Here is a 25,182-nt window from a genome sequence, read left to right as displayed (position 1 = left end):
GCGATGGGCACACGTACATCGGTTTGCGGAGCAGTGGTGATGGCGGTCGGGTTTCTCTTCCTGTCCGGATGCGCCAAGCATGCTGATTTCATCGAGTTGCGCGATCACTTGGCGACGGTGACCAAGTCTCAAGAGCAGGATCAGAAGCGGCTGGATGCCTTGCAGCGCCGGATGGAGACCTTGGAGCGAATCAAGGACGGCGACGGCGCCCGGCCGCGGTTCGACGAGGTGTCCGCGCGGATTCAGAAGCTTGAAAGCCGGCTCGCCAAGGTCGAAGACGGCGCCGCCAGTTCGTCATTTTCCAGGATCGAGCCGGCGGCGAGTGAGCCGACCCGCTCCAAGTCTCAAAAGCCGGGCGGCTCAATGGAATCGGCGGCGATTCCTGGAGTCCCGGCCATCACGCCGACCTCGGCGTTCAACCTGGCCTACAACGATTATCTCAACGGCAAGTACGATTTGGCCGTTTCCGGCTTTCAGCGGTTTGTGAAAGACTTTCCCGGCACCTCGTTGACGCCCAATGCCTATTACTGGCTCGGTGAATCCTACTACCAGCAAAAGGATTATGTTCGGGCGATGCAATCGTTTGAGTACGTGTCCACTGAATATCCGGGCAACGAAAAGGTCCCTGCCTCGCTCTTCAAACTCGGGTTGGCCGCCGGAGAAACCGGCGACCTGGCCAAGTCCAAGAAAAATCTCAAACGGGTGATCGAGGAGTTCCCCACGTCCGACGAGGCAAAACTGGCCAAGAACAAGCTCGCGGAAATTCGATGATCCCATTCGCTTCCTGTTTCCATGCAGCAATACTCCTCTTCCGCTCCTCCGGAGTCTGATTCAATGGCCGTTGCCGGCTGTGTCCCCACCATCCACATTCTGCCGGGCGATGTGGTCAGCCGGATCGCCGCGGGAGAAGTCATCGAGCGTCCGTCCGCCGTCGTCAAGGAATTGGTGGAGAACAGCCTGGATGCGGGAGCCCGTCGGATCTCCGTCGAAGTCAAAGACGGAGGCCTGTCCCTCATCCGGGTGACGGACGACGGGGCTGGAATCGGCCGGCTCGATCTTCCTCTCGCCTTCCAGCGTCATGCGACCAGCAAGCTGGCATCCGATCAAGACTTGACCTCCGTCATGACGATGGGCTTTCGCGGCGAAGCCTTGCCGAGCATCGCGTCGGTCTCCAAGGTGGCCGTCACGACGTTTACCGGACGGGATGCCGCCGCCGCGCATCTGACGTTGGTCGGAGGCGTGGCCGGGACCGTCACCGATGCGCCGCCGGTGCCGGGGACGAGGATCGACGTGGCCGAGTTGTTTTACAATCAGCCGGCCAGAAAGAAATTTCTCAAGGCGAAGAGCACGGAGTTCTCGCATATCAGTCACGCCGTGCAGCAGGCTGCCCTGGCCTGGCCTTCGGTGCACTTTCGATTGATCCACAATGGCCAAGACGTGTTGAATTATCCCGCCGTCAGCGAAGGGCGCGACCGTATCCTGCAGGTCTACGGCCGGACATTCGTGGGATCCACCGTCGAGGTCCTCGGTCGTGCCACGGGTTACGTGGTCCGGGGGGTGGTCATCGATCCGGTCCACGCCAGGAGCGCGAAGACACCTCAAGATTGCTTCGTGAACCGGCGGCCGGTGCGCAGTTCCACTGTCTTTCACGCCGTGACGGGGGGATATGCGTCGCTTCTCGCGAAAGGCTGTCATCCGACCTACGTCTTGTACCTCGAAGTGGACCCCGACAAACTCGACGTCAACGTGCATCCCGCGAAGCGGGAAATTCGCTTCGCGGAGACCGACCGGATTCATCAATTGGTTGCCCAGACCCTGCGGCGGGTATTCAGTGGCCCGGAGCGAACGGCGGCCACGGCCATTGCGAACGATGGAGCCGGGGGGCCGGTCCAGGAAGCGTCGGCGGTCGCGCTCTCGGTCGAGCAGACAAGGTTCGACGCACGAGCCAGCCGCCCGGCCAAGCCGACATCCGAACCGGTCGGCGCGGACCAACTGACCTGGGTACGGGAGTCGGAGTCATCGTACGGGACCGCCCCGCTGCCCGATGTCATGCCGTTCGGCCAAATGCTCCGCCGCTACGTCATTGCACAGGTGGGGCAGGAACTCCATGTCATCGATCAGCATACCGCCCACGAACGCGTCCTGTTTCAGCGGATCCATCGATCATGGCAGCGGCGGGAGCTGATATCCCAGCCGCTGTTGATTCCGGAAACGGTCGAGCTGCCGGCGGCGCAGTTCGCTCTTCTGACAAAACACCTGGACGATTTGGAAACACTGGGACTGGCCATCGAACCGTTCGGAGGGACCGCCGTGGCCGTGCGATCCGTTCCGGCCGGAACCGGCGGAATGGACATCGCGTCGCTCGTGCGCGACCTGCTGGATGATCTCTCGCAATGGGACCGTCTCTCCTCGCTCGACGATCGGGTCGCCCCCGTGCTGGCGTCCCTGGCCTGTCACAGCGCAGTTCGAGCCGGCCGGCATATGGCGTTACCGGAAATTCAACAACTAGTACGGGATTGGGTGGAGGAAGGGCTCGTCATGACCTGCCCCCACGGCCGGCGCACGGCGTATAGGATGTCGACGGACGAACTCGACAAGCTGTTTGGGCGGGTCGGGTGGACGTGACGCCGGGCGCACTGCTTCCGATGTCCCTTCTGACCGAAGCGCAGGCACGGTTGAAACCGTTGGTTGCCATCGTCGGTCCGACGGCGGTGGGGAAGAGCCGCGTCGCCGTGGAGGTCGCCAAGCATTTCAACACCGAGGTACTGACCGCGGACTCCCGCCAGGTGTATCGCGGCATGGACCTGGGAACCGATAAGCCGACCGTGTCCGAGCGGCAGGGGATTCCGCATCGCTTGATCGATTTGGCACAGCCGGACGAACCGTTCAATGCCGGACTCTACCGTCAGCATGCGATGGAGGCAATCGAGCATTTGCATCAGGCCAGGCTCATCCCGCTGGTCGTCGGAGGGACCGGCCTCTATGTGCGGACTCTGGTGAGAGGGCTCTGTGAGGCTCCTCCGGCAGATCAGGCGGTTCGTATCCGGCTGCAGGAAGAGGTGAGAGAGTCGGGCGTCGAAAGTTTGTACCGCCGATTGGTCGCGATCGATCCGGTTTCCGCGTCCAAACTGCACCCGCACGACGGCGCGAAGGTGATCCGCGCGCTGGAAGTTCATCAGCTGTCTGGAAAGCCCCTATCGGCCTTTCACACGTCCCATGCATTCGGCGACCAGCCGTATCGCACCTTGCTGATCGGGCTCGACCGCAATCGGGACTCGTTGTACCGGCGGATCGAGGCGCGGATCGATTGGCAATTGGATCACGGGTTTCTCGAGGAGACGGGCCGGCTGCTGGCCCGGGGCTATCGCCGCGACAGCGCCGCGATGAAGGGCCTCGGCTATCGCCAGGCGGCGGAGTATCTCGCGGGCGAATGCGATTACGCCGAAATGGTTCGGCGATTCAAGCGGGACACCAGGCGGTTTGCCAAGCGCCAGTTGACGTGGTTTCGCCGTGAGCCGGCTATCCGGTGGTTTGAAATCGGAGAGTCGGAATCCCCTGAGCACACGGCTGCCCGGGTGACGGAACTGATTGATCTGTTTCTGGCCGGACTGTAACGGGGGCCGGACGCCGCGTGAATTTAGAGGGAAGCGGGATGGCGATGATCAAGGTGCGAAGAGGACGGGCGTGGCAGGCCGATGTCGGGATCATCGGCGGAAGCGGATTGTACGATCTGGACGGCCTGAGGCAGGTCAAAGAGGTGTCGGTGCGGACGCCGTTCGGCGCCCCGTCCGACGCCGTCGTACTGGGAGAGTTGGACGGGGTCCGCATCGCTTTTCTGTCACGCCACGGGCGGGGGCATACGCGCAGCCCCTCGGAGATCAACTATCGGGCCAACGTCTATGCGTTGAAATCACTGGGTATCCGGCGGCTCATCTCGGTCAGCGCGGTCGGAAGCATGAAGGAATCGATCAAGCCGGGGCATGTCGTCTTTCCGGATCAATTCATCGACCTGACGAAACAGCGGGAGTCGACCTTCTTCGAGGGCGGCGCGGTGGCGCACGTGGCCTTCGGGGAGCCGATCTGCCCGTCTTTGGCGTCTCACCTCTCGTCCGCGGCCCATTCGGTCGGGGCGACGGCTCATGGCGGCGGCACGTACGTCTGCATCGAAGGGCCTCAGTTTTCCACCAAGGCCGAATCGCGCCTGTACCGGCAGTGGGGCGTCAGCGTGATCGGCATGACGAATCTTCCGGAAGCGAAACTCGCCAGGGAAGCGGAACTGTGTTACGCCACGATCGCCCTGGTGACCGACTACGATTGCTGGCATGAGACGGAGGAACCGGTGACCGTCGAGGCGATCTTGGCCACGTTGCGGCAGAACGTGGCGTTGGCGAAGCGGCTGCTCCGGGCTTCGATCCCGTCGGCGGCGGCAGGCGGAGAGTGCGCCTGCCAGCGGGCCTTGCGCGAGGCCATCGTGACGGATCCGGCTCGAATTCCGGCTGCGCTTCGCCGCAAATTGGCGGTCCTGACGGACCGTTTGTCTCCCGCGAAAGGAAAACGGTGATTTCATGGGTACATTGCTCGTTGTCGGGTCAGTCGCATTGGACACGGTCAAGACGCCGTTCGGGGCGGTGGAGGAAGTGCTGGGGGGGTCCGCCACCTATTTTTCCACGTCGGCGAGCTATTTTGCGGACGTCAATCTGATCGCGGTGGTGGGGGAAGATTTTCCGTCGCAACATCTCATGTTTCTGAAGAGCCGGAACATCGATCTTGCCGGATTGGAACGCCGCCCGGGCGCCACCTTCCGGTGGAAGGGGGAATACTCCCATCAGCTCAACGAAGCCCGTACGCTGGACACGAAGCTCAACGTCTTCGAAACTTTCCGGCCGAAAATTCCGGAAGCGTATCGCGCTCCGGACGTGCTGTTCCTGGGAAATATCGATCCGGAACTCCAACTGGACGTGCTGAACAAGCTGCCTCGTCCGCCGCTCGTCGCGTGCGACACCATGAATTTCTGGATCAACGGCAAGCGCGACGCATTGTGGCGCGTCTTGGAAAAGGTGGACATTCTGATCATCAACGACGGCGAAGCCCGTGCGTTGGGCGAGGATTCCAATCTGGTCAAGGTGGCGCAGAAGGTTCTGGCGCGCGGGCCGAAGCACCTGATCATCAAACGGGGCGAATACGGCGTGTTGATGTTCAATGAAAAACAGGTGTTCGGCGCTCCGGCCTTTCCGCTGGAGGATGTGCGCGATCCGACCGGGGCAGGGGACACCTTTGCCGGTGGTTTTCTCGGGCATCTGGCTGCAACCGGAAACCGGTCTGCCGAGGCGTTCAAGCAAGCCATTGTGTTCGGCAGCGTCATGGCCTCCTTTACCGTAGAAGCCTTTAGTCTTGACCGTTTGCGCATCCTGGATTACAAAGAGATCCAGGAGCGCTTCAAAGCCTTCAAGCGGTTGACCCATTTCGAGGACCTTCCGTGACCACGAGTCTTTCCAGGACGGCTGCTGGCCGTCGGTCGTCGTATTGCGCCGCCGTGGCGGTCATCGGTCTGGGGCTGGTGACCGGCTGCGCCACGTCCGAGGAGTCCAAGCAAAAGTCCAAGGGGTATTATCAGGAAGGATTGGCCAGCCTCGACCGGGACCGTCAGAAAGCCTACGTGTCCTTTCAAAAGGCCGTTCAACTGAATCCCGACAACAAAGAGGCTCGGTACGGCTTGGGTCACATTCTGGCGGTCCAGGGCAAGTTCGCCCAGGCCGAACAGGAATTTCGGGCGGCGATCAAGATCGACGAGGAGTACTCGGAGGCGCATACGTACCTGGGCCAAGTGTTGATCAGCCAGGACCGATGGGCCGAGGCGATTCCGGAATTTCGAAAGGCGCTGACCAATCCGCTGTACAGTACCCCGGATCTCGCCCGCTTCCATCTCGGGCGCGCGCTGGCCCACGAAGGCGATCTGCAGGGTGCCATGGAGGCGCTGGAGGATGCTCTGACGGTGAATCCCCCCAACGTGCCTCCTGCACAGTCAAATCTTGAATTGGGGCGGATCTACTACAAGATGGGATTCGATCGGCGCGCCGTCGAGACCCTCACGAAAGTCACCCTGATCGACAAGAACGGAGAGTATGGGACGGCGGCCAAGGAGATTCTGGCTCGATTGAAGCCGTGACCTGATCGTGCCGGGACGCGATCCCGGATTGGCATGGCGCGGACCGGGGCGCCGCGGCTGTTTCGGCTGTTCGTTCGGGCGAGGGGACACCCGCTTGCCCATAACGCGTAAGAGAGAACTGCATGGAATCGATCGGCGATTTTTTCAAACAGGTTCGTGAAACCAAAGGGCTCACGATCGACGAGGTGGCGTCGAAAACCAGAATCCGTTCGGATTTTGTCCGGGCGCTGGAGGAGGGGAATTTCGCCAAGCTGCCCGACCAGGTGTTTGCCAGGGGGTTCGTGCGCTCCTACGCGCGTTCGCTGGGCCTCGACGAAGAAGATGCGATCCATCGCTTCATTCAATCCGCCGGCGCGTTTTACGAGAAGCAGGACGAGAAGGAACGGCTGAAAGCCCGCCAGGTTCAAGAGGAGCGAAAACGACAGGCCAACCGCAAGGCGGTCGCGGTGGCCATCGGCATCGCAATCATCACGCTGATTTTTCTGTTGAGCCGTGAACAGTCCACCGTGTTGGTGCGCCGTCCCGCGACGGATCTTCCGCCTATCGCCAGCAAGCGGACAAGCACGCCGGCTCCCGAGGCCCGTGACGCGGCGCCTAAGCCCGAGCCGGAGCCACAGACCGCCTCGACGCCGCCATCGAAATCCAAGCCGGCAGACCAGCCGCCTCCCGCTCCGCCGAAGGTCGAGACCAATGCTCCTCGGGTCTCGAGCCCCGCGCCGGCTCCCGCCGTCACCGCCAGCCAACCGGTTCCCCCTGCCGCTCCGATTCCAGCGCCGATCGGGTCCGACGGCCCGCTGGGAGGCATCTCCTTGGAGACCGCTCCCGACGCAACGGATCAGCTGGTGCTGGATCTGGAAGCCACGGAACTGAGCTGGGTGGTCATCCAAATCGACGGCGGCAGCCCGCAGGAAGCCTTGCTCAGGCCCGGGGAGAAAGCCAAGTGGAAAGGGCAGGATCAATTCGTGCTGACACTCGGCAACGCCGGCGGTGTGAAAGCCGAATTGAACGGCAAGCCTCAAAAGCCGTTTGGGCCGAGCGGGAAAGTCGCCCGCGACATCGTTCTCAAGCGCTGATCACCTCGTCGGTTCTCCTTCATCACAGGCCGATTCGTGCCCGCCGGTACCGGACCCTTCTGGGGCAGGAAGTCACAGGTGGGGCCTAATGGTGTCTGGAATACCGGCCCGTCCTTGGTGGATCCGTCTAACGTAGCGAAATATCGGTCCCCGCATCGCGAGCACCGTGGCATGAGCCTTGATGTTCTCTTAGGCAGGTGGCGGACAAAATGGGAGTGGAGACCCGGCGAAAAGTTTTGAACTCCAGGCGGCCGCAACAGAGCGGAATCAGGGTCGAATTGCTTGACATCGCCGGAACGCCGTTGTTATAGTCCCGAACGTTTTTCGTCTTTTTGGTCAACGAGTCGACGGCCTCATGGCCGACCTCAGATCTGCGGTAGGTTCAACACAAAGGAGGATTTCTGATGGGGACTTTTTCTAAGTTTTTGGGAGTCAGCGCTGCGGTGCTGATGTTGTCCGCGAGCGTGGCGGGAGCCGAAGAGAAGGATCCGTTGAAGCCGCGCGTTCCGGCGGACCAGATCGCCGAGGCCAAAGCCATGAAGAATCCGGTTGCGTCCAGCCCTGAGAGCATCGCCAAAGGAAAGGCGTTGTTCGAGGGTAAGGGCACCTGCTTCAACTGCCACGGAAAAGAAGGCAAGGGCGACGGCCCTGCCGGCGCGATTCTCAATCCCAGCCCGCGGAACTTCACGAATTGCAAGTTCCACAAGAAGCGGAAGGACGGCGAGTTGTTCTGGGTAATCAAGAACGGCAGCCCGGGAACCGGGATGGTGTCGTTGATTCCTGCGGCCATCACCGAAGAAGAAGCGTGGACGATCATCAACTACGAGCGGAGCTTCTGCAAGGGCGACGAATAGTCGGTCGGCCATCGTTCGGTACTTGGGGTGGAGGGATGACCTCCACCCCTTTTTTTTGGTGGTATGTTCTGTTTCTCGATGCAGGATCAGGGCGCTTCGACGGCGGTGATCGCGGCCGGCTTTGCCAGCACGAGGGTGCCGGACGGATCCGTGGGCTTGAGCGGCGGCAACACGAGCGGGCGCTGCTCCTGTCCGTATTGAGCCTTGGAGGCCCAGGACACTTTCTGGCTCAGATATGAAGCGGTTTCACCCAGCGTGACCTCACCGTCCCGATTGGTGTCGGCGTCTCCGCGCAGCGCGCGGAGGAAGTAGTAGGTAAACAGTCCATGCCGGTGTTTTTCGTCTTCGATGGATTTTCCGAGGCTGCCCGTCGATACGAGACGAATCGAGGAACCGCCGGCAGCACCCCATTGCGGAGGCGAACTCTTCCCTCGGCCATCCGTTCCTGATCCGAGTCGCGACACGGTCCCGTCGAACAGCACGATCGCCTGCTTCGCCTTCACGCGAGCCAACGCCGCCTCCAGATCTTTGAGCGGATAGGAGCGGGAAGCGGAAGAGAGGCTCCCGTCGTAAGGAAGAAGATAGACCTCTCCTGTTTGCGACACCGTCGCCACCCCGGCGAAATACACGATGACGATCGCATCTTTTCCCGCGTGAGCCGGCAACCAGTCCAGCAGGGCCTCATCGATGTCGGGGCGCAAGGCCTTCCAATCCTGAAGCAGGCGGACATTGGATGCCGGTATCCCGCCCACCGATTGCAGATAGGTCGCGACCATTTCGGCATCAGAGGCCCCGTATTTCCGGACCGGCAATTGCGTGTCGCGATACGACCCAATGCCGATCGACAAGAGAAACGTGTTGGGGCGTTTGAAACCGGCTGCGGTGGCGGGAACTTGGTCCACGTCGTCCGCGTTTGCGGCGGTCGGCTGCATGGCGACGGAGAGCACTTGTTCGGGGGCGGCGGCGACGCTGGGATCGGAGACGGTCACATGAATCTCCGCCTTCTGGGACTGCACGGATTGAGGCAGTGTGGCGGCGAACTCAAGAGATCGCGACTGACCGGGCTGCAGCCGGCCGGCCGAAAGCGTCGTCGCAGGAAACTGTGCCACAATCGCCGATGTGCCTGAAATGGTTGCGGTCACCTGCTGAAGCTCCTGATCGCCCCCGTTTACCAGGTCGACCCGCACCCGCACCCGTTCTCCACCCTCCAGGATCAGGTTGCCGTTCTCGTCGAGCACCGTCGCTTTGAACGACAGCGGGGAGCGGCCAGCCTTCGGTGCAGGCTCGGGTGCTTTCGCGGCGCTGGCCACGGCAGCCGCCGGGACCGCGCCGGCTGCCGTCAACTGGTGGCGGGAGACCCGGATGAATTCCGTCGACAGTGCGACGCCGGACTCGTAGAGGAACTCGTCGATGTTGCCGTAGTCGCATCGCTTCTGCGTCGGCTCCAGGATCAGTCGTTGATTGCGGTCGATTGAAATCGGCTGTTGCCCCAGTTCGCGTCCCGACATGTCCTTGAACGTCACCAAGGCATCGATCTTCAGGTCCGCCGGAACCCGGTCATACAGGTGATCCTGGATCAGCCTGAAAGAGGATCGTTCGACCGTCACGAGTATTTCGGTGTCGGGAGGGGTGGGGGACGTGATCCCGCCGGCGACCGATACGGCTCGAAAATTCTGCGCGGCCGCGTCGATCATCACCGATTCTAATTCGGTGCCGATGTAGACTTCGCGCAAATTTCCGCAATCGTTCTTGTATGTGGATTTCATGTTGCTCAAGGCGGGATCGAAGGTCAGTCTGACGGAGTTGTTGAGCCGCGGGCCCATGTCCGGCAGCGGAGTACGCCGCAACGCGGAGGCGAGTTTCTCGCATCCCATGGACAAGCCCACGATCCAGAGGCACACCAACACAAGGGCCCATCGGGCGCGGGTTCGGTGTGATGAAATGAGGATCGAGGGCCCAGGGGTCATCGGGTACGCGGGTTCATGACTCAAGACGGGCACGCACCTGTCATGTGACGTTCAGCACCGTACCGAAACGGCGGCGTGAATGCAACTGGAGCCGGCTTCTTGCGGGCGGCGGTCGCTCCGGCTATGCTTCAGCGATTCGGAGCCTGCGCATCGATTTTAAGTAGGATTCGGAATGCTGGTACTCGGCCTTTCAAACATGCGGGACGCGTCCGCGGCATTGACGGAGGACGGCCGGATTCTGGCGGCGGCCGAGGAGGAGCGGTTCGTCCGCGTCAAACACGTCACGGCGCTTCCGGTTCATGCCATTCGATCCTGTCTTCACACGGCGGGAGTGCGCCTCTGCGACGTCGACGCCGTCGCGGTGCCTTGGAAATACTGGGAAGTGCGACGGCGCGCGGCCCTTGTGCTTCGGGGAATGCTGCAATCCGCTCAGCTGCGCAAGGCAAAAGCTCGTAGGAGTTTCGAGCGTCTCGGCCAGGAATGGAAGGAACTGATGTTCCTGCGCCGATTTCTTTCCCGGCAGGTGGACGGAACGGCCTGTCCGGATCCGGTTTTTCTCGATCATCATCTCTGTCACGCGGCCAGCACCGTGCTGGTCTCGCCGTTCAAGCAGGCCGCGGTGCTGATCGTGGACGGCGCGTCTGAATCCCACACGACGACGCTCGCCCGGGCTGATGGGCAGACCATTGACGTCCTGAGCCGCATTCCGCTTCCTCATTCGCTCGGGCAATTCTATGCGGCGGTGACGGCGTACTTGGGCTTTGTTCCGGATCAGGATGAATATATCGTCATGGGACTGGCGGGATATGGAAAGCCCGTCTTTGCCCGGACCCTTCGCGATCGTATCTTGCCGCTGCTCGCGGACGGGGAATTTCATCTGAACACGAGCCTATTGGATTTTCATTTGGCGCGGCTGCGCATCTTCGCTCCGGAGTTCCTCGAGCTGTTCGGTCCCGCCCGGCCGCCCGGCGGAGAGGTGACCGGCCGCCATCGAGATTTTGCAGCCAGCGTGCAATGTGTCTTGGAAGAGACGATGCTGCATTTGGCCCGCCATCTACGGCGGATGACGGGGTTGACACGCCTGTGCCTGGCCGGAGGCGTCGCGTATAACTGCGTCGCCAACAGCCGTCTCAGACGCGAGTCCGGATTCGACGATATCTATGTCCCTCCCGCCGCCGGGGATTCCGGCGCGGCGCTTGGCGCGGCGCTCTGGCTGACGCACCGGCGCGGCGCGCTCACTTCTCGAACGCCCATGCGGACGGCTGCCTGGGGCCCCGGATACGAGGACCGGGACTGCAAGGGCGCGCTGGACGCGGCCGGTCTCGACGTGGAAACGCTGTCGGATGGGAAGTTGTCCGAGAAGGTCGCCGTCGAGCTGGCGAGCGGCCGATTGGTATTCTGGTTCCAGGATCGAATGGAATTCGGCCCACGGGCATTGGGGAATCGAAGCCTCTTGGCCGATCCCCGCCGCGAGGATGTGCGGGAACTGATCAACGCCAAGGTGAAACACCGCGAACCGTTTCGTCCTTTTGCACCGTCGGTGCTGGAGGAGCGTGCCGGTGAGTATTTTGATCTTTCCGGATCGTCTCCCTTCATGCTGTTCACCGCGCCGGTTCTTCCCTCGGCCAGGGAGCGGATCCCCGCGGTCGTGCACGTCGACGGCTCGGCACGCGTGCAAACCGTAGATGAATATGCCAATCCTCGATATCGTCTGTTGCTTGAGGCCTTTGACAGGCTGACGGGGGTGCCGGTGCTTCTGAATACGTCGTTCAATGTGAACGAACCGATCGTCTGTACGCCGGAGGATGCCGTGCGTTGTTTTCTTCGAACCGACGTGGAGTGGTTGGTGATGGGAAATCTTCTGGCGAAACGGCCCGGGCTCCCTTCCGGCTCTTCATCGGGCACCGGGCGGTAGATGCCGAATCGTTCGGCAGGGGAAGTCGGTCACGCGGTTGCCCTCAACGCGCTGCTGTTGCTGTTTCTCGTCAACTTTACCCTTCAGCCTCTGACCGAGCCTGACTTCGGGTGGCACCTTCGAACCGGGCTCGACCTGCTTCACAACGGTTTGCCGCTTCCCGCCCTCGATCCCTATTCCCACACGATGCCGGACTGGCCATGGGTCGAACATGCATGGCTGACCGATGCGATCATCGGGGCGCTGTATGCATCATGGATGGGAGGATTGGGAGTGATAGTGCTATTCGGGGCGGTCGCGACCGGTGCCTGGCTGATTGCGGCCGGCGCCGCCTCGGTCCCACGGTCCGCTCGCTGGCTTGCCGCGACGCTGTCGATTTGGGTCGCGCTGCCCTATCTGGGCGCGCGTACGCAGCTCGTCTCCTGGCTGGGACTTGCCGTCCTGCTTCGCCTGCTGTCGAATCCCGCGGGGGCTTCCCAGCGCTGGATCCCGCTGCTCTTTCTGGTGTGGGCGAACCTGCATGGCGGGTTCGTGATGGGACTTGTGCTGATGAGCGTGGTCGCGTGCGCTCTCTGGGTGATGCGGTGGCTGCACGCCAAGCGGGCGTTCAGATTCTCGCCAGCCGACGAGTCCGGTTTTGCCCAGTGGGATCTCCGTCGGCTGGTTCTCCTGACAGCGGCGTCGGCCCTCATGACTCTGGTGAATCCGTACGGATGGAGACTCCATGGGGAAATCATCGATTCCTTGGCGAACCAGTTTATGGTGGACGAGTTACAGGAGTGGCAACCCCTGTCCTTGGCGACGACGGCTGGTCGCGGTTATGTCCTGTATCTTGCCGCGTTGAGTGCCGCGATGGGCTGCTGGTATCGCCGATATGAACCGGTCCGGTGGATCATATGGATCGCTTTCCTGTGGTTTTCTTTGCGGCACATGCGGAACGTGCCGGTGTTTCTCGTCATCAGTCTGCCGTTGGCCGCCGAGCTGACAGCCGCGGCATTCGACTGGTTGAACCGGGGGCTTGGCGCGGCGGCCATGCGGCATGCCATGTTGGCGGGGGCCATCCTTGCGGCGCTGTTGCTGATATGGGAAGGGCCCGACCATTTGCATCACGTGGTCCAGTCCGGGACGGACCCGGCCCGATACTTTCGGACGACCTCGTATCCGATCGAGGCCGTGGAGTGGATCCGGACGCATTCCGCGCAAACGGGAGCCCGGATCTACAATGATTACGGCTACGGCGGCTTTCTGCTCTGGTGGATGCCGGAGCACAAGATTTTCATCGATGGACGCATGCCGGCTTGGCGGATCGGAAACCGGCGTATCTTTCAGGATTATGTTGCGCTCACGCGGGGTGAGCCGGTCGATCTGTCCGTTCTTGAAAAGTATGCCGTAGATTGGGCTCTTGTGCGCCGCGAAACACCGTTGGACCGTGCACTCTATCGCGAGACGAAGTGGGTGCGGGTCTATGAGGACGAAAAAGTCTCGCTCTATGTCATGCCGTGAGGCGGGAGCGGACAGACCTCCGTAGGGTCGTTGCTAATTGAGTGGCAGGCCAAGACGGCGGGAGGGGTTTGCAGCCAACGATTCGGCGAACGCCGCAGTATGGTAAAGCCCCTTTCGATCGTTCTGCCGCACACGGGCGAGTTCCCGCATCATCAGCAGGCCGTCACGCCAGACGCGCACCTTCGATCCAGGCTGATCGGTCCAATTGATCGGAACCTCTGCAATCCTATAGCCCCGGCGCTGCGCGACGTAGAGTAGCTCCAAATCCAACCCGTAGCCCTCGATCGTCGCCACACCGAAGAGGTCTTGTGCGACTGTGCGACGGAACAACTTGAACCCGCATTGCGTGTCCGAAATGTTCCGAATGCCACCTTGCCTGACGGCTGCGTTGAACAGGCCGCCCAGGATCGTGCGGTACAGCTTGGCTCGGACGGAAAATTCCGGAAGCCGGGATGCCAGAGCCCGCGATCCGATCGCCAAGTGGGCTCCTGTTTCGAGGGCTTGTTCCAAGCGGGCTAGTTCTTCAATGGGGGTGGCGCCATCCGCATCGGCAAACAATTGAAGTTGCCCGGTTGCGGCCTGCATCCCGCGTTTGACCGCGGCGCCCTTTCCCCGGCGACCGGGGAGCCGAAGCAGGCTGATTTCCGGTATGCATGCCGAGAGGCCGTCGACGACGGACGGAGTGGCGTCGGTACTTCCATCGTCGACCACGAGTATTTCATAGGGATTCCCGCGGCCCCGCATGTAGTCCGTAATTCTCCGCAGGTAGGGCAGAATACGTCCGGCTTCGTTGTAGGCGGGGATGATGATCGAGTGATGCATGGATTCCACTGGGAAGCGGGAACAACATCAGGCCGCCGTCTCCCTCGAGGAGCAACGGCAGGTTATCTCGACGCGAGGTACCGTACCCGAGCTACGCGGGGAATACAAGGGCAGCCTCCCGCACTTGACAGTTCGTCTGTAGGGAAGCGAACGTATGTTGTATTTCCGAGAAGAAAAAGCGCCGAACGGCCGAATGACGGAGGGACAAGTGTCTCGGAAGGGTGCGAGAGGAGTTTCCTTCGCGTTGGTCAGTGCCATGCTACTCGCATCCTGCGCATCGGCCGTGCCGCCGTCCCGGCTCGGAGACTATCTGTCGCCCGAGTCACAGGCCGATGCGGGGGTGTTCGGTCGATTGGAGCCCAGGCCTGTGCCGGCTGGCCTCCTGTTGGTTTCGGATACTGCACATCCTGGTGCGAGCCCGAACTTGCCGGATGAAGCGTTGCGCCAACTGGGTGAGAGCCTGAAACAAGAAGTCAGCCGGGCCATTCCGGTGCGCATCAAGGAGATGGTTCCGCCGGAAAGCATTCAGCCTCAGGCCAATGGAGATTGGGCTCAGTTCGCCGAGTTGGCGAAGAAGCACGAACTCGAGTATCTCGTCCTCGTCGTTCTCTCCAGTACGGAGCAAGAGTATCCCGTGACGCTTTTTCTGGGTTGGACGACCTATGCACAGCCTGGATTCCGACGGGATAACTGGTCGTTGCTTGAAGTCGCGCTGCTGGACGTCAGGAACAACCGCGTGCTCATTCAAGCCGAGGGGCGAGGATGGGCGACTCTGGACTCGCCTACGGCCCCCGGGATCAATCAGTGGTATCCCGTCATTTATCTGCGCCCGCAAGATCCGGAACGGCGGATCTGGCCTCCGACCTACGAAGGGGCGCCCAATACACTGCGGGTCGTTTCCTTCGACCAGGCCGCAAAGCGCATGACGCTCAATCTTCAGAAGGCATGGATCGAGTCATTGCAGGCCGCCGGTGCGGAGGTTCACGAGAGCTCCTAGCATCTAGACGTCCAGGAAGGTCGGAGTCGATCCGACCGGAGGGGGGAAAGCCTGGGACCCAGCGCCAATATCGGCAGGGATCCCGCGCTATGCCGGGATCAGCTGGGCTCGTTGCAGTTGCTCGATCTTTCTGCACAGCGCTTCGTTATGACGCGACAGTTTGCTGAGCCGAGCGTCTGCCGTCTCGTTGCCGATGATCGGCAGTGATTCGAGGAGGGAGCGGAATTCTTCTTTCGTCAATTCGTCGTTCGTCATCGGTATCTCCTCCAATAGGTGGTTGCCTTGGATATCGAGTTCCGGACGCGGCCGCACTGCCGAAATGTCACTCTCACCATGCATCAATTTTCTGTCCGCGCCTACTCCACGAAAGTGGTAGATCTCATCCACAAAAGTGGTAGATCCCGGGATCAAGGGGCATGGTCGGCCCCTTTCATCTCGTTCCATACTTAGACTACAATGAGGATCGTTCAGCCAACCAAATCGCGCCTATAACTTCTGGAGGAGCCTGGTTATGGTGAAGTGGAGTAGGGTCTGCATGCCGTTATCCGTACTCTCATGCGTTGTCATCCTTTCTTCTGCCCTGCCCGGTGCTCAGGCTGCGGGGGTTCCCCCCTCGATGGCCCAGGGGTTCTCAGACATTGTGAAGAAAGTTACTCCGGCCGTGGTCAATATTGCCGTGACCGGCGGAGGCGAGGGTGGCCGTGGACGGCGACCGCTCCCTCCCGGACCGTTCGGTGGCCCCCCCGGTGGTCCTCCCGGCGGTGACGAACCGGGCGGCGAGCTTCCGACTCCTCCGCCAATGCCTCCCGGCGGGCCCCATCGTCCCGACCAGAGCGCCGGATCCGGAGTCATTCTCGATGCCAATGGATACATCGTCACGAACAATCACGTGGTCGAGGGTGCGACCCAAATCACGGTGACGCTCAGCGACCGCCGTGAATTTTCGGCCAAGATCGTGGGGACCGATCCCAAAACCGACTTGGCCGTTGTGAAGATCGAAGCGCAGGATCTTCCGTCATTGAAGTGGGCGGAATATGAAAAGTTGCAGGTCGGAGATCTGGTGCTGGCGATCGGCAGCCCCTTCGGGTTGAGCTCGACGGTGACGCTTGGGATCATCAGCGCGCTTGGGCGTGGGAACGTCGGCATTGCCGATTATGAAGATTTCATTCAAACCGATGCGGCCATCAACCCCGGGAATTCAGGTGGGGCGCTGATCAACATGAACGGAGACCTCATCGGCATCAACACCGCCATCTTCTCCCGAACCGGAGGGTCCGAAGGGATCGGCTTTGCGATTCCAAGCAGCATCGCGTTGGATATCGTCGAAAGCCTCCAGAAGACCGGTAAAGTCGTGCGTGGCTGGATGGGCGTGGCAATCCAGGAAATCACTCCCGCTCTTGCCAAGTCCTTCAAGCTTCCCGAACAGCGAAAGGGCGTTCTGATCAGCGACGTCAACGAGAACGGGCCGTCGCACGCCGCGGGCGTCAAACGGGGCGATGTCGTGATCGCCTTCAACGGCAAGGAAGTGCAGAGCGTCAGTCAATTGCGGAATCTGGTGGCACGGACCGTCGTGGGGAAGGATGCACAGGTCAAGATTCTCCGAGACGGGAAGGAGCAGACCTTGTCGGTGAAGGTGGCCGAACGGCCCTCGGACGAGATGCTGGCCAAGAAAGAATCGGCTCCGCAGAAAGAGCAAGGCGAAACCGTCAAGCCGCCGGACAATGTGCTCGCGTCGCTGCGGGTCCAGGCGTTGGATAACGCGACGATGAGCCAATTGAACATTCCCTCCAAGACCACCGGGGTGGTGGTATCTTCCGTGGAACCAGGCGGGCCGGGAGAAGCGGCGGGCATCCAGCGGGGTGACGTGATTCAGGAGGTCAATCACGAGGCGGTCAAGAGCCTGGAGGACTACCATAAGGCCGCGCAGAAGATTAAAAAGGAGGAGCTGGCCGTCCTCCTCCTCAGTCGACAGGGGAATAACCTGTTCGTTGCGGTCAACCCGAAATAGCGTCGACCTAGCCGCAAGGCTTCCGAAGAGCCCATGGTCGGCTTCCGGCGAATGCTGAGGACGGTGTGCTAAACGATCTCAATCGGTGGCTGCAAGACTCCGTTTTTAAGCCGCTGGAAGACAAAAAGATGCCGGTCATGGAGCACCTCGTGGAGCTCCAGGTCCGGCTCACCCGGGCGGTCATCGTCACGGCGCTCGTGTTCGTCGGCACGTTTTTCTATGCCGACACGCTTGTGAAATGGCTTCGCGTGCCGCTGCAAAACATGTTCGTTCCCGGGTCGCTTTCCTGGGTTCCCACCGATTTGCCGACGGTGCCCTTCGTCTTTCTGGCTCCGGCAGAGGCGTTGTGGCAGAACGTGAAGGTCGCGGGTCTCTTTGCGCTGGTGATTGCGACTCCCTATATCTTGTTCGAAATCTGGCAATTCGTCGTGCCGGGACTCCATGCCCAGGAGAGGCGTTTTGTGGGGCCGTTTACTTTCCTGAGCGCGTTGGCCTTCTACGCCGGGGTCGGCTTTTCGTTTTTCTTCGTTTTGCCGTTCGCGCTGAATTTTCTCGTGTCATACGGGGTAAACGCCGGGTTCATTCCGCAGTTGTCGATCGCCCAGTATGTGGGGTTCGCGCTGTGGTTTCTGATGGTGTTCGGACTGATCTTCGAGGTGCCGCTGGCGATCACGCTCATGGCCAAGCTTGGATGGGTAGACGCTCCGTTCCTCAAGCGCTATCGCAAATGGGCGTTGCTGGGCTCCTTTATCGTCGCGGCCGTGCTGACGCCCACGCCCGATCCTTTCAACCAGTGCCTGATGGCGCTTCCGATGTATGTGTTCTACGAAGTCGGGATCGTGAGCGCGGGGTTTTTCAACAAGAAGAAATCCGCCCCTGCGGAGCCGGCAACAGTGGTAGCCCCGGCCGGATCCGGCCACGGCAAACCGATGGCCCCCGCCATGTCCGGTGCGTCCGGAGGAGACTATGTCGGGGTTCCATCGGGCGGTAGGCGACATTGATACTCGTGACCTGCGAGAGAGGGTAATAAATTATGCCTCGTGAACTGAACATTATTCAAACGCCGACATCCGGCGGAAGCGACGCCTGCACCTACATGTGGGCCTGCGCGATTTGTGATGAAAATGAATCGTGCCAGAAGGACAAGGAAGGGCACAGCCGCTGGCTCGTCGCGAAGCGGATGGAGCGGATCGAATACAAAGTGCTCATCATGAGTAACAAGGGCGGAGTTGGCAAGAGTACCTGCACGACCAACCTCGCGGTCAGTCTGGCATTGAAGGGTTGGCACGTGGGTATCTGCGACATGGATATTCATGGACCGAACATTCCGAAGATGGTCGGGGCCGAAGGGCAAAAGCTCAAGATTAGCACGTCGGGCGGCATCATTCCGTTTCAAGCGTACAATCTCAAAATCGCCTCAATGTCATTTCTTCTCCAGAATCCGGACGATCCCATCATCTGGCGCGACGCGTACAAGTACGAATTCATCAATCAGCTTCTCGGCGGAGTCGAATGGCAGGACCTGAACTTCCTCCTGATCGATCTGCCTCCCGGCACCGGCAACGAATCGGTCACGACCATCGACCTCCTTGGCCAAGTCAGCGGGGCGGTGATCATCACGACTCCCCAGGAAGTCGCCTTGCTGGATTCGCGCAAGTCCGTGACGTTCTGCAAGGACAGCGAAGTGCCGATCGTCGGTATCGTGGAAAACATGAGCGGTCTCGAGTGTCCGCATTGTCACCATCACATCGAGGTCTTCCGGAAGGGCGGGGGCGAGGCCTCGGCTCATGATATGGGCGTGCCGTTTCTCGGCCGCATTCCGCTCGACCCCGACGTCGTGACCCAATCTGACGCCGGGGAGCCGTTTGCCATGTTCTATTCGGATACGCCGACGGCCGAGGCGTATCACGAGATTGCGAACAAGGTCGAGGCGTTCTGCAAGAAGAGCGGTTCGCTCGTCAACGTCGCCCCACGTCATCATCATTGACTTGACGCGACGCACCCATGAAAGCCAAAGACGCCATGCAAGGACTGACGCCGCTCGAGGAAGCCCAGAAGATCGTGCTCGACAGCACACCGGTATTGGGACTGGAGAAGATTCCGCTGCTCGATACCCTAGGGCGCGTGTTGGGTGAGGACATCATCGTCGAGCGAGACAATCCGCCGTGGGACAACAGCGCGATGGACGGGTTCGCCGTTCGTTGGGATGACATCAAGCGCGAGCACCCGATCGACAAGCCTGTGACGCTGACGGTGATCGAAGATGTGCCGGCCGGGAAAATGCCGATGAAGACGGTCGGACCAGGTCAGGCCATCCGCATCATGACCGGCGCGCCGGTTCCCAAAGGAGCCGACACGGTATTGAAGGTGGAGGATACGGAACATACGCCGGATTCCGTCAGGGTTTTCAAACCCGAACTCAAGGGCTCAAATATCCGTCCGCAAGGCGAAGACGTGAAGAAGGGCGAGCGGATCATCGCCAAGGGCACTCCTGTGCGGCCCGGTGAAGCAGGCATGCTCGCGATCCTGGCCAAATCGTTCGTCTTCGTCCATCAACGGCCGCGGGTGGCCATCTTGTCGACGGGAGACGAACTGGCCGACCTGGACGAGCGATATAGCGAGGAAAAGATCATCAATTCGAATAGTTACGGGATTGCCGCTGCGGTACAGGACGCCGGAGGCATTCCCTTCCTGCTTGGCATTGCCAAAGACAACCCCGCCGCGCTCAAGGAGAAAATTTCCTATGGGCTGACGGCCGATATTCTGGTGCTGTCCGGCGGCGTGTCGATGGGGGATTATGATTTCACCAAGGCCGTGTTCCAAGACCTCGGTGCGGCAATGAATTTTTGGAAATTGGCGATCAAGCCTGGACAGCCGTTGGCCTTCGGAAAGATTCAGGGCAAGCTGGCATTCGGTCTTCCCGGTAATCCGGTGTCGTCAATGGTCACCTTCGAGCAGTTGGTCCGTCCGGCGATGCTCAAAATGGGCGGGCATCGAAGCTACGGACGTCCCGTGGTGCAGGCGCTGTTCCAAGAGAAGTTTTCGAAGCGGGCCGATCGGCGCCATTTCCTCAGGGGGGTCCTGACGAACGAGGGCGGCGTCTTCAGGGTTTGGACGACGGGAGACCAGGGATCCGGCATTCTGACCTCCATGGTCAAAGCCAATTGCCTGATCGACGTTCCGATGGAGGTGGAACGGCTCAATCCGGGAGATCCGATCTCCGTGCAGCTGCTGAGCGAGCAGGGATGGGACGGTCATGCCGTGCATGTGAGCGGCGGTCCCCACCGGCAGTCCAGTTGTTGAGGGAAATTCCAAGCCATGGTCGTACCCATCGTATGCTTCGTCGGAAAATCAAACAGCGGTAAGACGACGTTCATCGAACGAATCATCCCCGAATTGGTCAAGGCCGGGTACAAGATCGCGACGGTCAAGCATGCGGGCCATGGGTTTGATCTCGACACGGAAGGCAAAGACAGTTGGAGACACAAACAGGCCGGGGCCAGCAGCGTCGTCATCCTGTCGAAGGGCAGCATGGCCATGTTCGCCGATGTGTCCGATCAATTGACGGTCGAGGACGTGCGCGGTCGCTTCCTCGACGAGTCCTATGACCTCATCCTCGCCGAAGGATGGAAGCACGAAGGTCATCCGAAGGTCGTGATCGTCCGCGAGCAAATCGGAGAAATACCGATTTCGCAGGAGGGCTTGCTCGCCGTAGTGTCCGACAAACCCGTGGACCTGGGGGTGCCCACCTTCGATCTCAACGACGTCACGGGGGTGGCCGCGCTTATCATCAAGCGGTTCCCCTTGCGGCGACCACGCGCGGCGCATGAGCTGGAGGCCTAAGGCGATCACCATATCGGTACTTATCGCCGGTGCCTTGGCGCTGGGCGGAGTGGCCGTTCCCCTGACCAACCATCCGAAGTTTTGCGCGAGCTGCCACAACATCACGCCCTCGTATGATAGTTGGGCGGCGTCGTCCCATAAGGAGGTCACGTGCGTGGCCTGCCATGTGCGGCCCGGAGTCGAAGGCTGGCTTCATGACAAGGTCTGGGCGGGAACGCGAGATGTCTTCATTTATACGTTCGGCACACCGACTGATGCGCATAATCTGAAGGCCTCGGTTGATTCCGACGTCTGCCTGGGTTGCCATCGCAACATTCTTCGGGTGTCGGAGGTGGCGCCTCGTGATCTGCCTCCACCGGTCCGGGACGTCGGGTTGGTGATGAGCCATCGGAAGCACATGGAGGCGTTCCGGCTGCAGGGGCGTGGGGACGGTTGTACCAGCTGCCACTCGGGGGTTGTCCACGAGCGACCGATCAAGGGGTATCCGATCGTGCTGCCCCGCGGTCATGTCTCGGCCGACAGCAAACCGTGGCTTCCGGACCATCCGGACGGATCGTATCTCCGGGAGCGGGCCCTTAAAGATTGTTTCCGGTGTCACGACGGCAAGACCGAGCACCAAGGGAAACTATTGGATCGAAAGTGCGAGACATGCCACCTGCCCGACAAGCTCAAAAGTTTCCTCTCATTCTAGACCGGCTCATCGTCCCATGATGACCCCGCCCGTCCTGAGCGTGACCAAACTCCGAAAGCAATTCGGCGAGTTCACCGCCGTGCAGGATATTTCTTTCGTCATGAAGCCGGGAGAGATCCTCGGCTTGCTCGGTCCGAACGGCGCGGGGAAAACCACCACGATGCAGATGCTGCTGGGACTGATCACCCCCACATCGGGATCCATTCAAATGTTCGGGCTGGAACTGGCGTCCCATCGCGAGGAGATCCTCCAGCAGGTCAACTTCTCTTCGACATACATTTCCATGCCTCTGGCCCTGACCGTCGAGGAGAACCTCTGGGTCGTGGCCAGGCTCTACGGTTTGACGGACATCGAGCGGCGGGTGGACGACATCGTGAAGAAGCTTGAGATGGAAGAGATCCGCCGGAAGGTGGCGCGAAAGCTCTCGTCCGGACAAATGACCCGGCTGACATTGGCCAAGGCCTTTCTCACCGAGCCGAAGATCCTGTTTCTGGATGAGCCGACGGCAAGCCTGGATCCCGACATCGCGCACAAGATCCGCGCGCTGTTGAAAGAGGAACGCCGTTCGTCCGGCCTCAGCATCCTGTATACCTCGCACAACATGCGCGAGATGGAAGACATGTCGGATCGGATCATTTTTCTGCAGCGAGGGACAATCGTCGCAGAGGGGACGGCCCGGGAAATCGTGGCGCGGTTCGGTGAAGCCGACCTCGAGGAAGTGTTCTTGAAAATTGCGCGGGAATCGCGCTGAATCGATGAAGGGAGCGCCGTGCAGGACACAATCATAGACTTCGCTCTCGGCGCGGCGGCCGGGGGGCTCGGACTCAGCCTCTGCTGGGGGCTCTTCTGGCTGGTCGTCGGATCGATCGGCCTGACGCGGGGAACCTGCACATGGCGCGTGGTGGCCAATAGCGCCCTCGTGGGCGGGCTGCCGCTCGTGCTGGGCGCGGGCCTGTTCTGGGCCCGCGGAGGCATTCAGTCGACCGGACTATTCACGCTGGGATTGCTGGTCATGCCGCTCGTGCTTCTTGTGCTTGGGCTTCGCAACGCTCCGGATGGCCAGCGCGCCGGGGTTCACGTATTCGCCGGCATGCGCCACCTCATGGAAGAATTGCTGGGCGGGCATCGAGGCTGCGGCGGGTGCGACCATGAACATGAATCGGGCGACGCTGGGGGGTGCGGGTGAAACTCCATCGGGTCGTCGCACTGGTATCGCGCCATCTGTATCTCTATCGACGAAGCTTGCCCCGCATCATGGAGATTTTTTATTGGCCGTTCCTGGATCTGGTGATCTGGGGGTTCATCACGCTGTATCTGGCAAAATACCAGCCTCACGTACCGGGATTCGTGACGTTCTTTCTCGGCGCCCTGATTCTTTGGGACATGCTGTTTCGGTCGCAACAAGGGATCACCATTTCCTTTCTCGAGGAGCTCTGGGCGAGGAATCTCATGAATCTGTTTGCGAGTCCTCTGACCCCAGCGGAATTTCTTGCGGCCACGATCGCCATGAGCATTTTCAAGGTGACCTGCGTATCCCTCGTCATGGGCGTCTGCGCCTGGCTGTTTTACGATTACAATGTTCTGGTGATGGGGTTGTGGCTGTTCCCGTTCGTCGTCAATCTGGTCGTAACCGGCTGGAGCATCGGAGTCTTGACGACGTCGTTGATCATGCGGTTCGGGCAGGAGGCGGAGGTGCTTGCCTGGAGTATGGTCTTTCTGTTTCAGCCGATCTCTTGCGTCTTTTATCCGCTCGACGTGTTACCGACCTGGCTCAAGGCCGTGGCCTGGGTCAATCCAGCGGCTCACGTATTTGAAGGCATGCGGGCTGTATTGAACGGCACCGGAGCGCCGGTGGCTAACTTGATCTGGGCCTGCAGCCTCAACGCGGTCATGCTCATGGGCATGATCGTCTTGTTTTACAAGACCTTTGCGTATTGTAAGGTGCAAGGTTCCTTGGTTCGGATTGGTGAATAGCCATCGATATGATCGAGCCTCTCCTACGTTCCTCCTCCTAATGGCCGAAGCCCACCTCCTCGGTTGTAATCCACCAGACCCTGTGCTAGGGTTGCTCTAACTTCATACGTACGGGTCTCGCGGTGAAGGGGGTGCAAGAGAAGGAGACCCGCCACATTGATGTTGCCTTGTCCGGGAATTTCGTCGGAAGTCAGACCCAAGTCGCCACAACCTTCGCGTCTTCGGCCGCCCCTTCCCCCGGTGCTCGTGTTCAAGACAATGTCATCATTTTCATAAGGAGGAACCCCACATGGGTTCGAAGATTTACGTCGGTGGGTTGCCCTATTCGGCAACTGAGCAGCAGTTGAGTGATCTGTTCGCGGTGCACGGCGGCGTGGCCTCGGCTCGGATCATTACGGACAAGTTCACGGGACAGTCCCGCGGGTTTGGCTTCGTCGAGATGTCCTCGGATTCGGAAGCCCAAGCCGCGATCACTGCGCTCAACGGATCGGAAATGGGAGGCCGCACCTTGACGGTCAATGAAGCGCGTCCTCAAGAACCTCGTGCAGGCGGAGGCGGAGGAGGGCGTGGTGGATTCGGAGGGGGCCGGAGCGGTGGCGGAGGAAAGCGCGATCGCTGGTAAACGATAAGATCAGGTCGTATGTGTAAAGAAGAAGGGGGCTGCCGTCGGACGACGGCAGCCCCCTTCTTGCTTATCCGGTTGCACGATCGTACGACCCATCGGCAACCCCGATGGATCACCGGTCGGCAAGGTGGCCGGTATCAACCGAATAATAGGACGGTCGGGCCAATCAGTCGAACCATTCGTCGGTTCCGTTGTGTTTGTCCTGATGTTCCTGCAGCAGCGACTCCTTGGTCGGTGGTGCCTCTTGCAAGGTCCGACGCACGAGGTCGATCAGCGCGACATTATCAAAAGGTTTGGAAATAAAGGGGAGAGATCCCTTCCTGATGCCATAGCCGGCCAGGTCTTTCTCGACGTTGCCCGACATCAGCAGGATCCGAAGATTGTCCCGCATGCCGAGGGCGCGAACGGCGAGCTCATGTCCGTGAACGTGAGGAAACTCATTGCCTCCTGATGCGAACGAGAACTCCGGAGGTGGAAGCACCAAGTCCGTCACCATGATGTCGATGGTACCGGAATGGTGTTTACAGATCTTCAAGGCCTCCGAACTTCCTGCAGCCGGCAGGACTGAAAACCCGGCCCGTTCCAACAATGTGCGACAGAGCGAGAGGACGCCGGGATCGTCATCGACAACGAGAACGGTCTGAGTCTGAGCGGCGAATGTCGGCATGATTAGGCTCCTGGTCTGATGGCTGTGGTTGTATCAGACCAGAATAGTCCAGAGATCGTGGAAACCCTATGAAAAGA

At 60.5% G+C, this 25,182-nt stretch carries 25 protein-coding genes; 21 read left to right on the top strand and 4 right to left on the bottom strand.

Annotated elements, in window-relative coordinates:
* Positions 1-3 precede the first annotated feature (3 nt).
* The 8 genes from ybgF (at position 4) to NSJP_RS00800 (ending at position 8,093) form a co-directional block, all read left to right on the top strand.
* Complete coding sequence (ybgF, locus tag NSJP_RS00835) at positions 4-771, top strand: tol-pal system protein YbgF (RefSeq protein WP_080885054.1); 768 nt, start codon at positions 4-6, stop codon at positions 769-771.
* Positions 772-834: 63 nt separating this feature from the next.
* Positions 835-2,625 (top strand): DNA mismatch repair endonuclease MutL, encoded by a 1,791-nt coding sequence (gene mutL / locus NSJP_RS00830; protein ID WP_172834063.1) that lies wholly within the window; start codon positions 835-837, stop codon positions 2,623-2,625.
* On the top strand, positions 2,616-3,614 hold the full coding sequence (miaA, locus tag NSJP_RS00825; protein WP_155969735.1) for a tRNA (adenosine(37)-N6)-dimethylallyltransferase MiaA: 999 nt from the start codon (positions 2,616-2,618) through the stop codon (positions 3,612-3,614). The genes mutL and miaA overlap by 10 nt, the downstream gene beginning before the upstream one ends.
* Positions 3,615-3,658: 44 nt before the next feature.
* A complete protein-coding gene (gene mtnP / locus NSJP_RS00820; RefSeq protein WP_080888470.1) occupies positions 3,659-4,561 on the top strand; it encodes an S-methyl-5'-thioadenosine phosphorylase in 903 nt (300 codons plus the stop codon).
* 4 nt (positions 4,562-4,565) lie between these two features.
* Positions 4,566-5,480, top strand: coding sequence for a PfkB family carbohydrate kinase (locus NSJP_RS00815; protein ID WP_080885052.1), 915 nt, complete (start codon positions 4,566-4,568; stop codon positions 5,478-5,480).
* A complete protein-coding gene (locus NSJP_RS00810; RefSeq protein WP_080885051.1) occupies positions 5,477-6,166 on the top strand; it encodes a tetratricopeptide repeat protein in 690 nt (229 codons plus the stop codon). The genes NSJP_RS00815 and NSJP_RS00810 overlap by 4 nt, the downstream gene beginning before the upstream one ends.
* Before the next feature lie 122 nt (positions 6,167-6,288).
* Positions 6,289-7,239, top strand: coding sequence for a helix-turn-helix domain-containing protein (locus tag NSJP_RS00805; RefSeq protein ID WP_080885050.1), 951 nt, complete (start codon positions 6,289-6,291; stop codon positions 7,237-7,239).
* Between the two features lie 404 nt (positions 7,240-7,643).
* Positions 7,644-8,093, top strand: coding sequence for a c-type cytochrome (locus NSJP_RS00800; protein WP_197685452.1), 450 nt, complete (start codon positions 7,644-7,646; stop codon positions 8,091-8,093).
* 86 nt (positions 8,094-8,179) lie between these two features.
* Here NSJP_RS00800 and NSJP_RS00795 read toward each other — a convergent pair whose 3' ends face one another.
* Complete coding sequence (locus NSJP_RS00795) at positions 8,180-9,967, bottom strand: caspase family protein (RefSeq protein WP_155969733.1); 1,788 nt, start codon at positions 9,965-9,967, stop codon at positions 8,180-8,182.
* 265 nt (positions 9,968-10,232) lie between these two features.
* On the opposite strand from NSJP_RS00795, the gene NSJP_RS00790 reads away from it, so the two are divergent.
* Together NSJP_RS00790 and NSJP_RS00785 are read left to right on the top strand one after the other, a co-directional pair.
* Complete coding sequence (locus NSJP_RS00790; RefSeq protein WP_080885048.1) at positions 10,233-11,975, top strand: carbamoyltransferase family protein; 1,743 nt, start codon at positions 10,233-10,235, stop codon at positions 11,973-11,975.
* On the top strand, positions 11,976-13,478 hold the full coding sequence (locus NSJP_RS00785; protein ID WP_080885047.1) for a hypothetical protein: 1,503 nt from the start codon (positions 11,976-11,978) through the stop codon (positions 13,476-13,478).
* Between the two features lie 33 nt (positions 13,479-13,511).
* On the opposite strand, the gene NSJP_RS00780 is transcribed toward NSJP_RS00785, so the two are convergent.
* A complete protein-coding gene (locus NSJP_RS00780; protein WP_080885046.1) occupies positions 13,512-14,300 on the bottom strand; it encodes a dolichyl-phosphate beta-glucosyltransferase in 789 nt (262 codons plus the stop codon).
* Positions 14,301-14,556: 256 nt separating this feature from the next.
* Between NSJP_RS00780 and NSJP_RS00775 the strand changes: the two genes are divergently transcribed.
* The gene (locus NSJP_RS00775) at positions 14,557-15,297 is read left to right on the top strand and encodes a hypothetical protein (protein WP_155969731.1); all 741 of its coding nucleotides are present in this window, start codon (positions 14,557-14,559) and stop codon (positions 15,295-15,297) included.
* 87 nt (positions 15,298-15,384) lie between these two features.
* Here the strand turns inward: NSJP_RS00775 and NSJP_RS00770 are convergent, their stop codons facing one another.
* Complete coding sequence (locus NSJP_RS00770) at positions 15,385-15,552, bottom strand: hypothetical protein (RefSeq protein WP_155969729.1); 168 nt, start codon at positions 15,550-15,552, stop codon at positions 15,385-15,387.
* Positions 15,553-15,808: 256 nt separating this feature from the next.
* On the opposite strand from NSJP_RS00770, the gene NSJP_RS00765 reads away from it, so the two are divergent.
* The 10 genes from NSJP_RS00765 (at position 15,809) to NSJP_RS00720 (ending at position 24,435) form a co-directional block, all read left to right on the top strand.
* The gene (locus NSJP_RS00765) at positions 15,809-17,305 is read left to right on the top strand and encodes a Do family serine endopeptidase (protein WP_080885043.1); all 1,497 of its coding nucleotides are present in this window, start codon (positions 15,809-15,811) and stop codon (positions 17,303-17,305) included.
* Between the two features lie 65 nt (positions 17,306-17,370).
* Entirely contained in the window at positions 17,371-18,306 is a 936-nt protein-coding gene (gene tatC, locus NSJP_RS00760) for a twin-arginine translocase subunit TatC (protein ID WP_231989452.1), read from the top strand.
* Positions 18,307-18,338: 32 nt separating this feature from the next.
* Entirely contained in the window at positions 18,339-19,292 is a 954-nt protein-coding gene (locus NSJP_RS00755) for an Mrp/NBP35 family ATP-binding protein (RefSeq protein WP_155969727.1), read from the top strand.
* A gap of 17 nt (positions 19,293-19,309) precedes the next feature.
* A complete protein-coding gene (locus NSJP_RS00750; RefSeq protein ID WP_080885042.1) occupies positions 19,310-20,608 on the top strand; it encodes a molybdopterin molybdotransferase MoeA in 1,299 nt (432 codons plus the stop codon).
* Between the two features lie 15 nt (positions 20,609-20,623).
* A complete protein-coding gene (gene mobB, locus NSJP_RS00745; protein WP_080885041.1) occupies positions 20,624-21,148 on the top strand; it encodes a molybdopterin-guanine dinucleotide biosynthesis protein B in 525 nt (174 codons plus the stop codon).
* Positions 21,132-21,839: a cytochrome c3 family protein gene (locus NSJP_RS00740; protein ID WP_080885040.1), complete on the top strand. Its 708-nt coding sequence runs from the start codon at positions 21,132-21,134 to the stop codon at positions 21,837-21,839. The genes mobB and NSJP_RS00740 overlap by 17 nt, the downstream gene beginning before the upstream one ends.
* A gap of 16 nt (positions 21,840-21,855) precedes the next feature.
* Complete coding sequence (locus tag NSJP_RS00735) at positions 21,856-22,590, top strand: ABC transporter ATP-binding protein (RefSeq protein WP_231989451.1); 735 nt, start codon at positions 21,856-21,858, stop codon at positions 22,588-22,590.
* Between the two features lie 18 nt (positions 22,591-22,608).
* Entirely contained in the window at positions 22,609-23,025 is a 417-nt protein-coding gene (locus tag NSJP_RS00730; protein ID WP_080885039.1) for a hypothetical protein, read from the top strand.
* Positions 23,022-23,813 carry an ABC transporter permease gene (locus NSJP_RS00725; RefSeq protein ID WP_231989450.1) on the top strand — a complete coding sequence of 264 codons (792 nt, stop codon included), beginning with the start codon at positions 23,022-23,024 and terminating at the stop codon, positions 23,811-23,813. Before NSJP_RS00730 ends, NSJP_RS00725 begins: the two co-directional genes overlap by 4 nt.
* A gap of 289 nt (positions 23,814-24,102) precedes the next feature.
* Positions 24,103-24,435: an RNA recognition motif domain-containing protein gene (locus tag NSJP_RS00720; RefSeq protein ID WP_080885037.1), complete on the top strand. Its 333-nt coding sequence runs from the start codon at positions 24,103-24,105 to the stop codon at positions 24,433-24,435.
* Positions 24,436-24,604: 169 nt separating this feature from the next.
* On the opposite strand, the gene NSJP_RS00715 is transcribed toward NSJP_RS00720, so the two are convergent.
* Positions 24,605-25,105: a response regulator gene (locus tag NSJP_RS00715; RefSeq protein WP_080885036.1), complete on the bottom strand. Its 501-nt coding sequence runs from the start codon at positions 25,103-25,105 to the stop codon at positions 24,605-24,607.
* Positions 25,106-25,182 lie beyond the last annotated feature (77 nt).

The organism is Nitrospira japonica (assembly GCF_900169565.1).
GTDB classification, from domain to species: domain Bacteria; phylum Nitrospirota; class Nitrospiria; order Nitrospirales; family Nitrospiraceae; genus Nitrospira_C; species Nitrospira_C japonica_A.
The sequence above is the reverse complement of the archived record's forward strand: the minus strand, read 5'-3'. Positions and strand labels throughout refer to the sequence as shown.